The following is a 14507-nucleotide window of genomic DNA, read 5'->3' on the forward strand; positions in this document are numbered from 1 at the left end:
TCCTCCTGGTCTTCACAGTTCCTCGTTGCGCAGTCGCTGAGCGAGTTCCATCGCCCAGTAGGTCAGCACCGCCTCAGCGCCCGCGCGCCGGATCGCCAGCACGCTCTCGGCGATCACGGCATCCCGGTCGAGCCAGCCCTGCGCGGCAGCGGCCTCCACCATCGCGTACTCCCCGGAGACCTGATAAGCCCACACCGGCACCTCACTGACGGCGGCGACGTCGGCGAGCACGTCCAGATAGGAGGAGGCGGGCTTGACCATCACCACGTCCGCACCTTCGGCGATGTCGAGTTCGGCCTCGCGCAGGCCTTCGCGGCGATTCCCGGCGTCGAGTTGATACGTGCGCCGGTCGCCGGTGAGCTGGGAGTCGACTGCGTCACGGAACGGTCCGTAGTAGGCAGAGGCGTACTTGGCGGCGTAGCCAAGCAGCGCCACGTCGGTGAACCCCTCGCCGTCGAGAGCGTCCCGCACGTGGGCGACCTGGCCGTCCATCATGCCGCTCAGGCCCAGCAGCGCCGATCCTGCCCGTGCCTGGGCGAGTGCCATCTCGGCGTACCGGGCGAGCGTGGCGTCGTTGTCGACCCTGCCGCGGTCATCCAGCACACCGCAGTGCCCGTGGTTGGTGAACTCGTCCAGGCACAGGTCGGTCTGCACCACCAGCGCGTCACCGACTTCGGCCACGGCCACCTCGGTAGCGGCGTTGAGGATGCCGGCGGGGTCGGTCGCGCCACTGCCCACCGCGTCCCGCTGGGCGGGCACCCCGAAGAGCATCACTCCACCGACTCCGGCGCCGGCGGCCTCCACGAGGGCGCCGCGGAAGGAGTCCATCGAGTGCTGGGCTACCCCGGGCATCGAGTCGATCGGGCGTGGATCACCTCCCTCGCGCACGAACATCGGCAGTACCAGCTCGCTGGGGTGCAGCCGGGTCTGGCGTACCAGCCGGCGCATCGCCGGGCTCTGGCGCAGCCGGCGGGGGCGGGTTCTCATGACTTCTCCTCCTGTGCTGCGGCCAGGGCGTCGAGCATCGCGGCCAGCGTACGTTCGCCGGCCTCGGCCGTCACCGTCAGCCCGACCTCACGGGCCTCACCGGTGGTCACCGGCCCGATGCTCACAACCACCGTACTCGCCGGGGGGTTGAGCGCCGCGAGCGCCCGCGCCACGGACCCGCTCGTGACCAGCACGGCATCGGCGCGCCCCGACTGCACGGCCGACACATCGCCTTCGCTCACCGGGGCCGCTGTGGTCCGATAGCCGACGACGTCCCTCACCTCGCACCCTCGCCCCGCCAGACCGTCGGCGAGGGTGGCACGGGCCAGGTCCGAGCGCAGGAGCAGCACCCGCTCTCCGGGTCGATCAGGCCAGACCTGCAGCAGTCCGGTGGCCGAGTACGTGTGCTCGGGCACGAGGTCGACGGCGATCCCCGCCTCCCGCAGCGTGCTCGCCGTGGCGGGGCCCACGGCCGCGACCTTGGCCCGGATGCGCCAGTCCCGCACGAGGTCCACGGTGGCGGCGGACGTCACCACGAGCCAGTCCATCTCACCGGCGGCCAATGCCGAACGGGCAGCCTCGACCTCGGGGCTGTCCACCGGCGTGGTGTGCAGCAGCGGCACCACCCAGGGTGTCCCACCGCGTGCTTGCACAGCGGACGACGCGCGATCGCCCCAGGCACCGCCACGTGGCAGCAGCACCGTTCCTGACACAGGCTCAGTCATGAATCCAGTCGGCCGCACCGTCGGCGAGCAGCCGTCGCGCGACGTCGGCACCGGCCGTGACCGCCTCGGCGGGTTCCACCTCGGCTGAGGCCTCGAGTACCTCTCCCCCGCCCGGGCGGTAGGCGAGGGCCCGGACGGTCAGGCGCGGGCCCGGGGTACCTACGCCGTCGGAGATCGAGGCATGTGCGGCCACGGGCGCCGCACAGCCGGCCTCCAAGGTGGCCAAGACGGAACGTTCCGCCTGCGCGCAGGCCCAGGTGCCGCCGTCGTGGATCTGCGCCAGCGCGTCCCGCAACGGCGCATCTTGCGACGATCGGATCTCGACGGCCAGCACGCCCTGGCCGGGTGCGGTCGGCCAGTCGAGGGTCTCGGTGATCACCTCGTCCAGCCCGAGGCGGCGCAGCCCGGCGGCGGCCAGCACGACCGCGTCCAACTCCCCCGAGCTGACGAAGGCGAGTCGTGTACCCACGTTCCCGCGGATGTCGACGACCTCCAGGTCGGGGCGCACAGTACGCAGCTGCGCGGCCCGGCGTGGTGAGCCGGTGCCCACCCGGGCCCCGGCCGGCAGCTCGGCCAGCGCGAGGCCGTCGCGGCCGCAGAGAGCGTCACGGTGATCCTCGCGCACTGGGCTGGCCACCACCTCCAGGCCCGGGTGCGGCGCCGTGGGGAGGTCCTTGTAGGAGTGCACCACCAGGTCGCACTCCTCGGCGAGCAGCGCCGTGCGCAGCCGGGCGGCGAACACACCGGTGCCGCCGAGGCTGGCGAGGGAGGCACGGGTGACATCGCCGTCGCTGGTCATCGGCACCAGCTCACAGTTCACCCCGACGCCGGCCAACGCATCCGCCACGGTGCCGGCCTGGGTGCGAGCCAGGTCGGAGGCGCGGGTGCCGAGCCTGAGCGTCCCGTGTGTCATGGCTGCAGCCCTGCCACCGCGGGCCGGAACCCGCGGCGCACGTTCTCGCAGCATCCGGGCCGGCACACGTCGTACCAGGGGCCCAGTGCGGTCTTCGCCGGCCGCTGCTCGACCGGGGTGCCCTGCAACCGTTCGACCACCAGGTCCACCAGGCCGGCCACGAACGCCGGATGCACGCCTGGAGTGGCCACACGCACCGCGGCCAGGCCGTGCTCACCGGCGGTCTCCATCGCCTCGTTGTCGAGGTCCCAGAGGACTTCCATGTGGTCGGAGAGGAAGCCCAGCGGCACGATCACCACACCGTCCCTCCCGTCGCCCGGGAGCGCGGCAATGGCGTCGTTGACGTCGGGCTCGAGCCACGGCTGGCTCGGTGGCCCGGAGCGGGACTGGTAGACCAGCTGCCACGGCACGTCCTGGGCGCCAACCGCCTCCATGACCACCTCGGCGACGGCCTGGTGCTGGGCCGCGTACGCCCCACCCTCACCGAGACCGAGGTGAGCGGGCCCGGAACGCTGAGCATCCGCCGTCGGGATGGAGTGCGTGGCGAAAAGCACCTCGACGTTCCCGGCGCCCTGCTCGCGCAACTGAGCGAGACCGCTGGCGACCGCGTCGCAGAACGGGGTGACGAAACCGGGGTGGTCGAAGAACTGGCGCACCTTGTCGACCTCGAGCTCGCCGCCCAGGCCGGTGGCCTCGAGGGCGTCGGCGATGTCCTCGCGGTACTGGCGGCAGCTGGAGTAGGAGGAGTAGGCGCTGGTGGCGATCGCGAGCAGGCGGCGGTGGCCGGCGGCGTGCGCCTCGCGGAGTGCGTCGGGCAGGTAGGGGTCCCAGTTGCGGTTGCCCCAGTAGACCGGCAGGTCAATGCCGCGGGCAGTCAGTTCAGCAGCGAGGGCCGCCCGGAGCTGGCGATTGTGCTCGTTGATGGGACTCACGCCGCCGAAGTGGCGGTAGTGGTGGGCCACCTCTTCGAGGCGTTCGTCCGGGATGCCGCGACCGGCGGTCACATTGCGCAGGAACGGGATGACGTCGTCCTGCCCCTCGGGTCCCCCGAATCCCGCGAGGAGGATGGCGTCGTAGCCGACCGGCTCGCTCACGTACTCGGGGCCTTGCTGGGCTGCCGGTGAGGCGGCCGCGACCAGCGCGCCCGGCGCGAGGTAGGCACCGGTGGCCGGTGGTGGTTTGATCCCCGTGCCTGGGATGCTCACGAGAGCACCTCCACCAGCTCGGCCGCGCTCACCCGGCGTCCGGTGTAGAACGGCACTTCCTCGCGCACGTGCATCCTGGCCTCGGTGTAGCGCAGGTCGCGCATGAGGTCCACCAGCTCGGTCAGCTCATCGGCCTCGAGCGCCAGGACCCACTCGTAGTCACCGAGCGAGAAGGCAGCGACGGTGTTGGCGAGCACGCCACGGAAGGCGGCGCCGCGACGGCCGTGATCGGCAAGCATGGCGCGCCGCTCGTCCTCGGGCAGCAGGTACCACTCGTAGGAGCGCACGAACGGGTAGATCGTGAGCCACTCCTTCGGCTCCTTGCCGCGCAGGAACGCCGGCACGTGCCGGGCGTTGAACTCCGCCTCGCGGTGGATGCCCATGAGGTTGAAGGTGGGTAGCAGGGCGCCGAGCACGCGGGTGCGGCGCAGCGTGCGCCAGGCCGCCTGCAGGTCCTCGGCACGGTCGCCGTGCAGCCAGACCATTGCGTCGGAGTCGGCCTTGAAACCGGAGACGTCGTACAGCCCGCGCACGGTCACCCCGTCGGTGGCGGTCAGGGCGTTCTCGAGCTCGGTGACGGCCTCGTTCCCTGCGCCCTCCCCGGCCTGCCGGTGCGGGGCCTGCCGGTGCGGGTCCTGCCGGTGCGGGTCCTGCCGGAGCACGGTCCAGAGTGTGTAGCCGTGCGGTTGCGCCTCAGTCTGTGCCTCATCCACCCGATCAGCGTAAACCGGCACGGTGGTGACGATTTGCGACTAGGTGTCAGTTAGCGGCGAGGGAACCTCAGGGGGCCGCGGCAGTACCGGCCGCCTGCGCATGCGGTACCACCGACGCCAGGCCGGATCCGCAGATCCATGCGCCTGTCAGGTGCAGATTCCCGACGGCGTCGCTCGCCTCCCGCAGTGGCCCGACCCGTTGTGATGTCTCCCACCCCAGCACGGGAGCGGGCGGGGTCAGGCGGGTGTGGGCGACTGCCTCGAGCGCGTGGCCGGGCCAGGCCTCCGCGGTCCCGGTCAGCCGCGCAGCGTCGCGCAGGGCAAGGCGGTGCTGGGCGAGGGGGTGCTGGGAATCCGGCTCCGCGGCAGGCACGATCGGAGCCCCGTCGGGGTCGGTCCCGTATGAGAGACGCACGACGGCACGGTCGGGCCCGGCCTCGCGCTGCACCCACTCCCACTTGGCGCTGGCATAGGTGAGTGCCTTGGCGCCCTGCCCGGGGTCGGCGACGAGCGTGCCGGCTCGCTCGTGCGGTGGGAGGTCACCGGCGCGCAGCACGAGGGTGAGCAGATCGATCTGCTGCGGCGGGGGCCAATCGGCACCCAGCCGGGTGAGGTCATCAGGTAGCGCAGGCCACGTGTGGGGGGCGGTCGCCAGCACGAGGGAGGTCGCCTGGAGGTGGCGAGCTGCGCCGTCGGGAGCGGTGACGGTCATCGACCATCCGCCCGGCGTGCGATGTGCTGCCAGGGCGCGGGACGCCGTCATGAGGGTCACGCCATGGGCGGTGAGGTCGTCGGCGAGCGCTCCGGTGAGGCGATGCACACCCCCGTCGATGCCGGCGACGGCGCTTCCGGCCGGGGAGGCGGCACGGATGTCGGCGAGGGCACCGGCCAGCGATCCGTGCGTGGCGAGACGGTCACCGATGCCGGGCAGCAGTACCTCCGCGCGCAACTCCTCCGGCTCCACGGAGTGCACGCCACGCACGATGGGCCGCACGAGCCGGTCCAGCACGGCTGTCCCCATGCGCGATCGAACCAGGGCGGCGAGAGAGGCGCGGGCGGTGTCGCGGCCATGGGTGACGGGGAGGGTGAGGTCCTCGCGGGCGCGCGCCAGGCCGTCGGCACCCAGCACCTCGGCGAGTCCTGCGGCGTCGAGGTCGGTGGGGATACCGAGGATTCCGGCGCGCGGCAAGGGGTGGAGGGTGCCGTCGAAGAGTACGCGGGCGGGCACGGGTGTGGGCGTGACCTCGTCGAGTCCGAGCTCGCGGGCGAGGGAGGCGACGTGTCCGCCGCGGGTGGCGAAGCTCTCGGCACCGGAGTCGAGGGTGAGGCCCGCGAGGCGGTGGTGACCGACGAGACCGCCGAAGTGGTCGGCCGCTTCCAGCAGCGTGACCGTGGCGCCGGCAGCGGCGGCGGCGCGGGCGGCGACGAGGCCGGCCACTCCCCCGCCGATCACGGCGACATCGACGGCGCTGGTCATTGCTGATGGACCCAGGCGACGAGGCGGGTGAGCACGTCCGGGTCGGTCGTGGGCGGGACGCCGTGACCGAGGTTGAGCACGTGGGCGGGGGCGGCGCGACCGGCGGCGAGCACGTCGGCGGTGTGTGCGGTGAGCGCCTCCCACGGTGCGGCGAGGAGCGCGGGGTCGATGTTGCCCTGCAGCGGTACCCCGGGGATCGCGGCGGCTGCCTGGTCGAGCGGGGTGCGCCAGTCCACGCCGACGACGTCGACGCCAACCTCGTGCATGGCGCCGAGCAGGTGGCCGGTTCCGACGCCGAAGTGGACGGTGGGCACGTCCAGGCCCCGGACCTGGCGCAGCGCGCGGGCAGAGTACGGGGCGACGTGGGCCTGGTAGTCGGCCAGGGAGAGGCCACCGGCCCAGGAGTCGAAGAGCTGCGCGGCCGAGGCACCGGCCATCACCTGTGCGTGCAGGAACTCCCCGGTCAGGTCGGCGAGCCAGGTCATCAGGTCCGCCCAGACCTCGGGCTGGGCGTGCATGAGGGTGCGGGCAGCGAGCTGGTCCTTGGACGGGCCGCCCTCGACGAGGTAGGCCGCGAGGGTGAAGGGGGCCCCGGCGAACCCGATCAGCGGGGTGGACCCGAGCTCGGCGGTCAGTCGCTGCACGGCGGTGGTGATCGGGGTGAGGTCGTCGAGCGTGCGTTCCCGCAGGGCGGCGACATCGGCGGCGGTGCGGATCGGGTGCTCGATCACCGGGCCTTTGCCGGGCACGATGTCGACATCGACGCCGGCAACCTTCAGCGGCACCACGATGTCGCTGAAGAAAATGGCTGCGTCCACGCCGTGGCGGCGGACGGGCTGCAGGGTGATCTCGGTGACGAGGTCGGGATCGAGGCAGGCATCCAGCATCCGGGTGCCGGTACGCAGGTCGCGGTATTCGGGCAGGGAGCGCCCGGCCTGACGTTGGAACCAGACCGGGGTGGTCGCCGGGCGCTGGCCTCGGTAGGCACGGATGAGAGGCGCGTCGGCCGTACGGCCGTGGAGCGGGTGCTGCTCAGGAAGGGTCACGCGCTCGATTCTGACATCGTCGGGCGGACCGTCTGCACAGCGTGCGCTCCGGGTGACGACCACGGCATGCCGATATCCCCGTCGATGGTGGGGTCGGCGGGGTTCGGGGCGGGGTGGTCAGAAGGGTGGCGGGTCGGTGCTACTGGAACTGGGGTGTAGCTCTGCCGCTGGTCGCACCTGGTGGCGGCGGGTAGGCATAGCCCGGGCATTGGCTCTCATCGACGCGATAGCGATACGGCGGGTCTTGATCACCGGCTGACCCGGGGTACTGATGACACCGGGGAGTACGAACGTGCCCGCCGGGCTCACCAGATACGCCACCCGATCGGGCCCGGTCCAGTAATACGTGCCCGGGCTCAACAACTCATACGTCCAGTCGGTGTGAGTCTTCACCCGGTGATGACGCCGACACAACACCGCCAGATTCCGTGAACTGGTGGGACCACCCTGCTCGTGCGGGGTGATGTGATCCACATCCCCCGTGCGAGCACTGCGCGGGCAGAACGGGAACCTACACCGCTGGTCGCGCAGGATCACCTGTTCACGCAACCTGGGACTGGCCTCATACGTGGTGGCCGAGTACTGGTCGTTCAGATCGATCACCGGCCGCACCAGCACCCGCCCCGCGCTCCCACACCAGGAACGGACCTGCTCAACCGTGACCGGGGACCGAGTGTTCTCACACCGGCCCACCACACCCCGACCGTGCTGGTCGAGGGCATCGGCCCGCAGGTGCAGGTACAGCATCACCGTGCGCCCCGTGGCTTCCGGACCAGTGGTGCCGGTGGCGGTCGGGTCCCCGGTCGTCTCGGCCGGGCCAGTGGGGGCACCAGCCCTGGCGGGCTCGGTGACGCACGCCCTGGTCGAGTCACCCGGAACGGCTGAGCCACCCGGAGCATCCGCGGTCGCGGCCGGCGGCAAGGTGGCCTTCCCACGGGCGAGGTCACCCAATGCGATCGAACGGCGTACATCCTCACTCGCATCCGGCATGAGGGTCTTCAACGCGGCGGCGCGGGCTGCCACGGCCGCCTCCAGGTCCAACGCGTCTGCCAGGTCCAGTCCGCCCTCGAAGTTCACAACCGCGGTCGAACCGGGCACGTGCGGGTCACCAGCATCCCCGAGGTGGATCTCGACCCGGCGCGCTTCCAACGCGGCCTGCGCTTCAGCACGCGCCTGCTCAGGATCGTAATGGTCCATCGCGGCCGCCACCGCCCGCTCGATCTGCGCCCTACTACAGGACCCGATCGACCAGGCAACCTGCCGATCCACCCACCCCGCACCCTCGAACGGAAGCTTCCTCGTCAACCGGGCCACCGCCCGCGCCCGGTGGAAACTGACCTGCCCCGCCCGCACCCGACCCCACAGGGCCGGCAGCCGGTACGCGACCTCGACCACAGCCCCGACATAGGACAGCGCGGCCTCGTTCGACTGCCCCAACGTGGCCGCCAACCGGGCAAACCCCAAATCCGAGACCCACGGGGCACCCTGCCCCGCAAGACGCATCGGTTCTTCCATGCCAGGCACCGTCGACCCCGGCAGATCGATGTCCACCTCAGGGTCGTACACGCCCACAGCACCCGCACCGTCCTCGCCGGGCTCGACCGCTCGCTCCGCGACCCAGGAGACCACCAACTCGGCACACTCGATCTCCACCGCGCGGGCCGCAGCCCGGTTCTCCCGCACAGCCGCCAGCACATCACGCTCAGCCGAAGCCGAGAACGCGGAACCAGTAGCTGTCGAGGTCATGACTTCACCCTCCCACCCACCACCGACATCGCCCCGTGAGCCCAGGTCAGAGGACAGATCACTGCGACTGCTGGTCGATCGAAACGACCTCGCAGTAGCCTGCCTCATGGTCAAATCGCCGACACCCGCAGACACGGACCGTCCTCACGCGCTCCTCATCCCTGGCGCCGGCTCCGACCCCGGCTACTGGGACGCACTCCGTGCACGGCTGACTGCTTCAGGTCGCTCGAGCACTGCGGTCGATCTCCCCTGCGCGGACGAGTCCGCGTCTCTGGAGGACTACGCGAGAACCGTGGTGGACGCCGCCGAGCGGGACGGGGCCGCCGGTGAGCCCGTCCACGTCGTCGCACACTCCTTCGGCGCCTTCACCGCCGGGCTCGTGCCCGACCTGCTCCCCGTGGCGCGCCTGACTCTGCTGAGTCCGATGATCCCGGCACCGGGCGAGTCCGGCGCACAGTGGTGGGCCGCGACGGACCAGGCCGGCGCTCACCAGCGGGCCGCCGAACGCGACGGGCTCCAGCTGCCGCTCGACATGGACGAGCTCTTCTACACCGGCTTCAGTGCCGAACAGCGCGAGAACGCCGACCGGTGGGAGCGCGATCAGTCCGACCGCGCATTCTCCCAACCGTGGCCCAGGGCCGGCTGGCCCGAGGTCCCGACGACGGTACTCGCCTTTGCCTCCGACCGTCTCTTCCCACCGGAGTTCACCGAGCGCCTGGCAACGGAGCGTATCGGCCCGCACATCTTCGGCGAGGTGCCTGGAGGTCACATGGGGATGGTCAGCCACCCGGACGAGCTCGCCGATGCGATCACCCGCGCGTAGGTCACGCCTCGTGGCCCGGCTTCCACGACACGCCGGGTTCGGCCTGCTTCCGGAACTGCCCGAGGGCGACGATCAGCAGCACCACGGCCGCCATGAGAATCCATCCCGGCATCCCAAGGAACGTGCCCAGCGACGCCTGCTGCACATCCTGGGCGGCATCCACGTGCAGTAGCAACAACGTCGTGCCGGTAGCGGCGTTCACAGCACCGTGTCCCACGACGGCCGGCCAGACCGACGCAGTCCGCAGGCGCAGCCATCCCAGGAGGACCCCCAGGGGCACACAGAACCCGATCATGAGCGCCAGACCGCGGGCATCGGAGTAGCCGAAGTTGTACCCGAGCAGGATGATCGGTGCGTGCCACAGCGCCCAGATCACACCGGAGATCAGCAGTGCCGGCCACCGGCCGAGCGGCAGCAGGTTCGGCACCAGCCACCCCCGCCAGCCCAGCTCCTCCCCGAACGCCGCCGCCGAGCTCACCAACGCGTTGATGGGCACGGCTGCGATACTCACCAGGAGCAGCATTTGCGGCGTCATGCCCGCGGTGCCGCCTGGCCCGGCCTGTGCCTCGATCTGCTGCAGCTGAGCCTGTGCTGCGGAGAGGTGTTCCAGGTCGAGCTGGATCATGCCGAGCGCCGCCCCGAGGAACACGGCAGCGAACGGCAGCACGGCGAAGGCGAATAGGGTCGCCGCGCTCATCCCGATCGTGCGACCGAAGGGGCGCAACGGCCCCAGGCCGAGGCGCCGCGGGATGCTCGCCGGACGATCCACGCCGAAGATCACCACTGCGGCAGCGATGGTGGGGGTGTACATCATCAGCAGGGCGAAGATCTGGAACAGCGGATGCCCCAGGCCTTCGCCGGAAAGCCACAGCGGCAAGCACGCCACCCAGGCCAGGCCCATCGCCACGACGACGAAGATCACCACCGCTCGCCATCGCACCCGTTCCGGCAGGATCGGCGCATAGCGCGCGTTCCGTTCCGCTTGCTCTCTCACCCAGTCCCTCGTCGGCGCCGGTTCCGTTGATACTGTCGGCGCCACCGGGGCCGTGGAGATCCCGCCCGCGGCTCGCTGGCCCTCCTCGTGCTGCTCGGGCATGACCTTTCCTCTCTCGCTCGCTCACCATCGACGGTAGAAGGCACGGATCGCCCTGGGCCTCCCCCACGCGATCGATTCGCCGATCTCCCCCTCGGGGAGGAGCTCGGTGGTACGGGAATGCTGTACCCGATCCGATCGTTGGGCACGGCATGGGGTACGCACCGATGACCGAGAACGAGATCCAGGCGTTCATCCGCGCCACCCCCGCCCGGACCGTGGCGGCAGCGACCACCCGCAAGGACGGTCGCCCACACGTGGTGCCCGTCTGGGTGGCCTTCGACGACGAGAGCGGGCAGATCGTATTCAACACGGGCGACGAGACCGTGAAGGCTCGATCACTACGGCGCACCGGGCAAGTGGCCCTGAGCTTCCATGACGACATTCCGCCGTTCAACTTCGTGACGATCGAAGGCACCGTGGAGCTGATCGACGACCTCGACCAAGTGCGCACCTGGGCCACCCGGATCGCCGCACGTTACATGGGCGCCGAGCGCGCCGAGGAGTTCGGGGCACGCAACGGGGTGCCCGGTGAGCTGCTGGTCCGCGTCACCCCGACGAAAGTGATCGCGGCACGCGACCTCGCCGACTGAGTGGGATCGCCCACACCCGCCGGTGGGTTGATCGGCAGCAGCACGCCGCGGAGCCGGTCCGCACGCTGGGATGTGACAGACCGTCCCGATCTGCGCCCGCCGCCGCTTCTACCATGGACGTGTGCTGGTATGCGTGAGTGCAAGTCATCGAACAGCTGACTTCACCCTCCTGGAACGACTCGCCGCCTCCGGTGGCGGCTCAGCCCTGCACCTGGACGATCCCGAGGTGCGAGGTGCGGTGGTCGTGGCCACCTGCAATCGGTATGAGTCCTACCTGGACGTCGACACCGGCACCGGCACGGACACGGATGCAGCGGCCGAGTCCGTCATCGCACGCGCCCTCGACCGGATCGCCACGCGCGCCGGCATCGATCCGACCGAACTGCGCACCCGCACCCGCACGATGAGGGCCAGTCGCGTCGCGGCACACCTGTTCGCCGTGGCGAGCGGGCTGGACTCGGTGGTGCTTGGGGAGGACGAGATCGCCGGGCAGGTACGCCGGTCTCTGGCGGAGGCCCGCCAGGGCGGTACCACCACCCCGAGCCTGGAGCGGCTGTTCCAGATGGCCTCGACCACCTCGCGTGGAGTGAAGAACACCACCAAGATCAACGCGGCCGGCCGTTCGATGGTCCGCCTCGCGCTCGACCTGGCCGAGACGCGCCTCCCGGCCTGGCAGGAAGCGAAAGTGCTGATCATCGGCACCGGCGCCTATGCCCGGACCACGCTCGCCGCCCTCCGTGACCGCGGTGTCGGTGTGGTGGATGTGGCCTCCCCCTCAGGCCGTGAGCAGCGGTTCGCACTGCGTGAAGGCGTCCGGGCTGTACCGACGTCCGAGCGGACCGAGGCGCTGCGGCGGGCCGACCTGGTGATCACCTCCACGAATGTCCTCACACTCACCGCCCCCGATCTGACCGAAGCCCAGCGGCTGCCAGGTCATCCGATGCTGGTGGTGGACCTGGGGCTGCCGGCGAACGTCAGCAAGGATGTCGCCCACCTGCATGGCGTGGACCTGCTGGACCTGGAAACCATCAGCCTGCACGCGCCTGTCCAGGAGCTCAACGCGAGTGCCGAGGCGCTGGACCTCGTTGACCAGGCGGCGCAGGAGTTCGAGCAGCGTTCCGCCGAGGACGCCGCCGCACCGGCGATCGTGGCCTACCGCACGCATGTGGAGCAGGTGCTGGAGGCAGAGCTCGCACGCGCCCGCGCACGCGGCGACGCCGACGATGAGACCGAGCGGGCGCTCCGGCACTTCGCGAGCGTGCTGATCCACACCCCCACCACCCGGGCGCGGGAGCATGCAGCCGAGGGCCGCCTGGACGACGTGGTCGCGGCGATGCGCACCCTGTACGGGATCGAGACCTTCGGCACCCAGGGCACGGCCGACATCTGAGACGCTAGCGGGGTGAGCACCTACCCCACGCTGGATGCGTTCGACTTCCCGGTCAGCCTCGCCGTCTCCTCCGACACCGAGGTCCTCAGTCTCGACGGTGATGTCGAAGCGGTCCGTCCGTGGAAGTCCGTCACCAAGCCTCTGGCTGCCCTGGCCACGCTGATCGCGATCGACCGCGGCTACCTCCAGCTCGACGACCCAGCCGGTCCGGAAGGCGCCACGGTGCGTCACCTGCTCGCCCACGCCTCCGGGCTGCCGTTCGAGGACGGCGGCCCGGTTCAGCGCCCCGGTCAGCGCCGGGTGTACTCAAACATCGGCTTCGAAACGCTCGCCGGGCACGTCTCCGATGCCGTGGACACCGACTTCCCGGTGTGGGTGCGCGAGGTGATCCTCAAACCGCTGGAGATGACGTCAGTGGAGTTCCACGGCAGTGCCGCGTACGCGGCCGGCGGCTCCACCCTGGACGTGCTGGCGCTCGGCCTGGAGTTGCTGACGCCCACCCTGCTCGACGCGGACCTGGCCGAACAGGCCCGGACCGTGCAGTTCCCCGGGCTCGCTGGGGTGCTACCGGGGTTCGGCAACCAGAGCCGCAACGACTGGGGCCTGGGCTATGAGATCCGCGGTGAGAAGTCGCCACACTGGACCGCACCCACGGCCAATCCGGCGACCTTCGGGCACTTCGGTCAGTCGGGCAGCTACGTGTGGGTGGATCCGGACGCGCGCCTGACCGCGGCGTTCCTGGGCGCCGAGCCCTTCAGCGTCGAGGTGCACGGGGCGTTGTGGCCGCGGCTGCACGAGGAGATCCTCGCCGCGCACGGGTGAGTGCGTCAGCCGGCGGGATGAAACTGACGGGAATACTGCCAACCGTTGTCGATACGAGCCTGGTTGGCAGCGTGACCGTCGATTTCATCCGCGCACAACCCGGCGAAGGTCGCCAGCAGCCGATGCGCGGCCGAAACGTCAGCCCTCCCGGTCCGTTCGATCACCTCGGCCACGGCGTCGGGGGCGAAGTAGCCGGCGCCCGCGTAGATCTCGATGCGCAGCTTCACCGCCGCAGCGTCCATCTCCGGGTGGAACTGAGTGACGTACTGGCAGGGTCCGAACCGGTACATCTGCACCGGGCAGGCAGGTGAACTAGCCAGCACGACGGCGCCCGGCGGCAAAGTGGTGCACGCTTCCTTGTGGCCCACGTACGCGTGGAAGGTGTCCGGAAGTCCCGCCAGCAGGGGATCGTTACGCCCCGTCTCGGTGAGGGTGATCTCGACCGCGTCGGTGTTCTCCGCGTAGGTCGAGTCGACCTCGCCCCCGGCCCAGCGACCGACGACTCCGACGCCGTAGCACAGGCCCAGGAACGGGATCCGATGGCGGGAGATCTCATCGAGAACGTCGAGCAGGGTGGCCTCGACAGCGCGCTGCACCGGTGACTTGTCCGTCTCCGGAGTGCTCGACGTGAACGGGCTACCACCGAGGATCACGCCGGAGAAGCGGCGCACGTCCCCCACCGCCTCACCCCGGTCGAGCCGGATCCGCACAAGCTCCTGCTCGCTGAGTCCGGTGTGCTGCAGCACGCTCGCGTACTCGGCATCCGCTGCCACCTCTTCGGCGCGGGATGCCAGGAAGCAAAGCGGACGGGTCATCCGTCCAGTATCGCCTAGGGCCAGGCCGCGAGCGGGCGCTTCGATGCGATGTTCAGCACCCGGACACGAGCTCGGCAGCCGCCCGATCAGCGCGCCAGCTGCGTTCAGGGGTCTGAAGTTCAGGGTGAAACCCGAGATGGGGTCGATCTTTCGGCCCAT

General features: G+C 70.6%; 14 protein-coding genes. 4 read left to right on the forward strand and 10 right to left on the reverse strand.

The annotated features are described in order from the left end of the window. Positions 1 to 12: 12 nt before the first annotated feature. The 8 genes from hemB to IM660_RS12745 all read right to left on the reverse strand — a co-directional run bounded on the left by hemB (position 13) and on the right by IM660_RS12745 (position 8812). Positions 13 to 987 carry a porphobilinogen synthase gene (gene hemB / locus IM660_RS12710; protein ID WP_193495985.1) on the reverse strand — a complete coding sequence of 325 codons (975 nt, stop codon included), beginning with the start codon at positions 985 to 987 and terminating at the stop codon, positions 13 to 15. Beyond that, entirely contained in the window at positions 984 to 1712 is a 729-nt protein-coding gene (locus IM660_RS12715; protein WP_193495987.1) for a uroporphyrinogen-III synthase, read from the reverse strand. The genes hemB and IM660_RS12715 overlap by 4 nt, the downstream gene beginning before the upstream one ends. Continuing rightward, on the reverse strand, positions 1705 to 2625 hold the full coding sequence (gene hemC, locus IM660_RS12720) for a hydroxymethylbilane synthase (protein WP_193495989.1): 921 nt from the start codon (positions 2623 to 2625) through the stop codon (positions 1705 to 1707). Before hemC ends, IM660_RS12715 begins: the two co-directional genes overlap by 8 nt. Next, positions 2622 to 3809 carry a ferrochelatase gene (locus tag IM660_RS12725; protein WP_425503886.1) on the reverse strand — a complete coding sequence of 396 codons (1188 nt, stop codon included), beginning with the start codon at positions 3807 to 3809 and terminating at the stop codon, positions 2622 to 2624. The genes hemC and IM660_RS12725 overlap by 4 nt, the downstream gene beginning before the upstream one ends. A gap of 17 nt (positions 3810 to 3826) precedes the next feature. Next, positions 3827 to 4543: a hydrogen peroxide-dependent heme synthase gene (gene hemQ, locus IM660_RS12730; protein ID WP_193495992.1), complete on the reverse strand. Its 717-nt coding sequence runs from the start codon at positions 4541 to 4543 to the stop codon at positions 3827 to 3829. 67 nt (positions 4544 to 4610) lie between these two features. Further along, positions 4611 to 6020: a protoporphyrinogen/coproporphyrinogen oxidase gene (locus IM660_RS12735; protein ID WP_193495994.1), complete on the reverse strand. Its 1410-nt coding sequence runs from the start codon at positions 6018 to 6020 to the stop codon at positions 4611 to 4613. Further along, positions 6017 to 7066 (reverse strand): uroporphyrinogen decarboxylase, encoded by a 1050-nt coding sequence (hemE, locus tag IM660_RS12740; protein ID WP_193495996.1) that lies wholly within the window; start codon positions 7064 to 7066, stop codon positions 6017 to 6019. Before hemE ends, IM660_RS12735 begins: the two co-directional genes overlap by 4 nt. A gap of 117 nt (positions 7067 to 7183) precedes the next feature. Further along, positions 7184 to 8812 (reverse strand): HNH endonuclease, encoded by a 1629-nt coding sequence (locus IM660_RS12745; protein WP_193495998.1) that lies wholly within the window; start codon positions 8810 to 8812, stop codon positions 7184 to 7186. A gap of 106 nt (positions 8813 to 8918) precedes the next feature. Between IM660_RS12745 and IM660_RS12750 the strand changes: the two genes are divergently transcribed. After that, a complete protein-coding gene (locus IM660_RS12750) occupies positions 8919 to 9635 on the forward strand; it encodes an alpha/beta fold hydrolase (RefSeq protein WP_193495999.1) in 717 nt (238 codons plus the stop codon). A 1-nt stretch (position 9636) separates the two neighbouring features. On the opposite strand, the gene IM660_RS12755 is transcribed toward IM660_RS12750, so the two are convergent. Then, on the reverse strand, positions 9637 to 10731 hold the full coding sequence (locus IM660_RS12755) for a CPBP family intramembrane glutamic endopeptidase (RefSeq protein ID WP_193496001.1): 1095 nt from the start codon (positions 10729 to 10731) through the stop codon (positions 9637 to 9639). Between the two features lie 164 nt (positions 10732 to 10895). Between IM660_RS12755 and IM660_RS12760 the strand changes: the two genes are divergently transcribed. The 3 genes from IM660_RS12760 to IM660_RS12770 all read left to right on the forward strand — a co-directional run bounded on the left by IM660_RS12760 (position 10896) and on the right by IM660_RS12770 (position 13533). Beyond that, positions 10896 to 11321: a PPOX class F420-dependent oxidoreductase gene (locus tag IM660_RS12760; protein WP_193496003.1), complete on the forward strand. Its 426-nt coding sequence runs from the start codon at positions 10896 to 10898 to the stop codon at positions 11319 to 11321. A gap of 133 nt (positions 11322 to 11454) precedes the next feature. After that, positions 11455 to 12711, forward strand: coding sequence for a glutamyl-tRNA reductase (locus IM660_RS12765; RefSeq protein WP_246464940.1), 1257 nt, complete (start codon positions 11455 to 11457; stop codon positions 12709 to 12711). 12 nt (positions 12712 to 12723) lie between these two features. Continuing rightward, a complete protein-coding gene (locus IM660_RS12770; RefSeq protein ID WP_193496007.1) occupies positions 12724 to 13533 on the forward strand; it encodes a serine hydrolase domain-containing protein in 810 nt (269 codons plus the stop codon). Positions 13534 to 13538: 5 nt separating this feature from the next. Here IM660_RS12770 and IM660_RS12775 read toward each other — a convergent pair whose 3' ends face one another. Beyond that, positions 13539 to 14348, reverse strand: coding sequence for a glutamine amidotransferase (locus tag IM660_RS12775; protein WP_193496008.1), 810 nt, complete (start codon positions 14346 to 14348; stop codon positions 13539 to 13541). Positions 14349 to 14507: the final 159 nt, after the last annotated feature.

It is taken from the genome of Ruania alkalisoli, assembly GCF_014960965.1.
GTDB classification, from domain to species: domain Bacteria; phylum Actinomycetota; class Actinomycetes; order Actinomycetales; family Beutenbergiaceae; genus Ruania; species Ruania alkalisoli.

Bases quoted from the DNA above. Each gene is read 5' to 3' on its own strand.
- hemB (WP_193495985.1), bottom strand. From the start codon at position 987: ATGAGAACCCGCCCCCGCCGGCTGCGCCAGAGCCCGGCGATGCGCCGG.
- IM660_RS12715 (WP_193495987.1), bottom strand. From the start codon at position 1,712: ATGACTGAGCCTGTGTCAGGAACGGTGCTGCTGCCACGTGGCGGTGCC.
- hemC (WP_193495989.1), bottom strand. From the start codon at position 2,625: ATGACACACGGGACGCTCAGGCTCGGCACCCGCGCCTCCGACCTGGCT.
- IM660_RS12735 (WP_193495994.1), bottom strand. From the start codon at position 6,020: ATGACCAGCGCCGTCGATGTCGCCGTGATCGGCGGGGGAGTGGCCGGC.
- IM660_RS12745 (WP_193495998.1), bottom strand. From the start codon at position 8,812: ATGACCTCGACAGCTACTGGTTCCGCGTTCTCGGCTTCGGCTGAGCGT.
- IM660_RS12750 (WP_193495999.1), top strand. From the start codon at position 8,919: ATGGTCAAATCGCCGACACCCGCAGACACGGACCGTCCTCACGCGCTC.
- IM660_RS12755 (WP_193496001.1), bottom strand. From the start codon at position 10,731: ATGCCCGAGCAGCACGAGGAGGGCCAGCGAGCCGCGGGCGGGATCTCC.
- IM660_RS12760 (WP_193496003.1), top strand. From the start codon at position 10,896: ATGACCGAGAACGAGATCCAGGCGTTCATCCGCGCCACCCCCGCCCGG.
- IM660_RS12775 (WP_193496008.1), bottom strand. From the start codon at position 14,348: ATGACCCGTCCGCTTTGCTTCCTGGCATCCCGCGCCGAAGAGGTGGCA.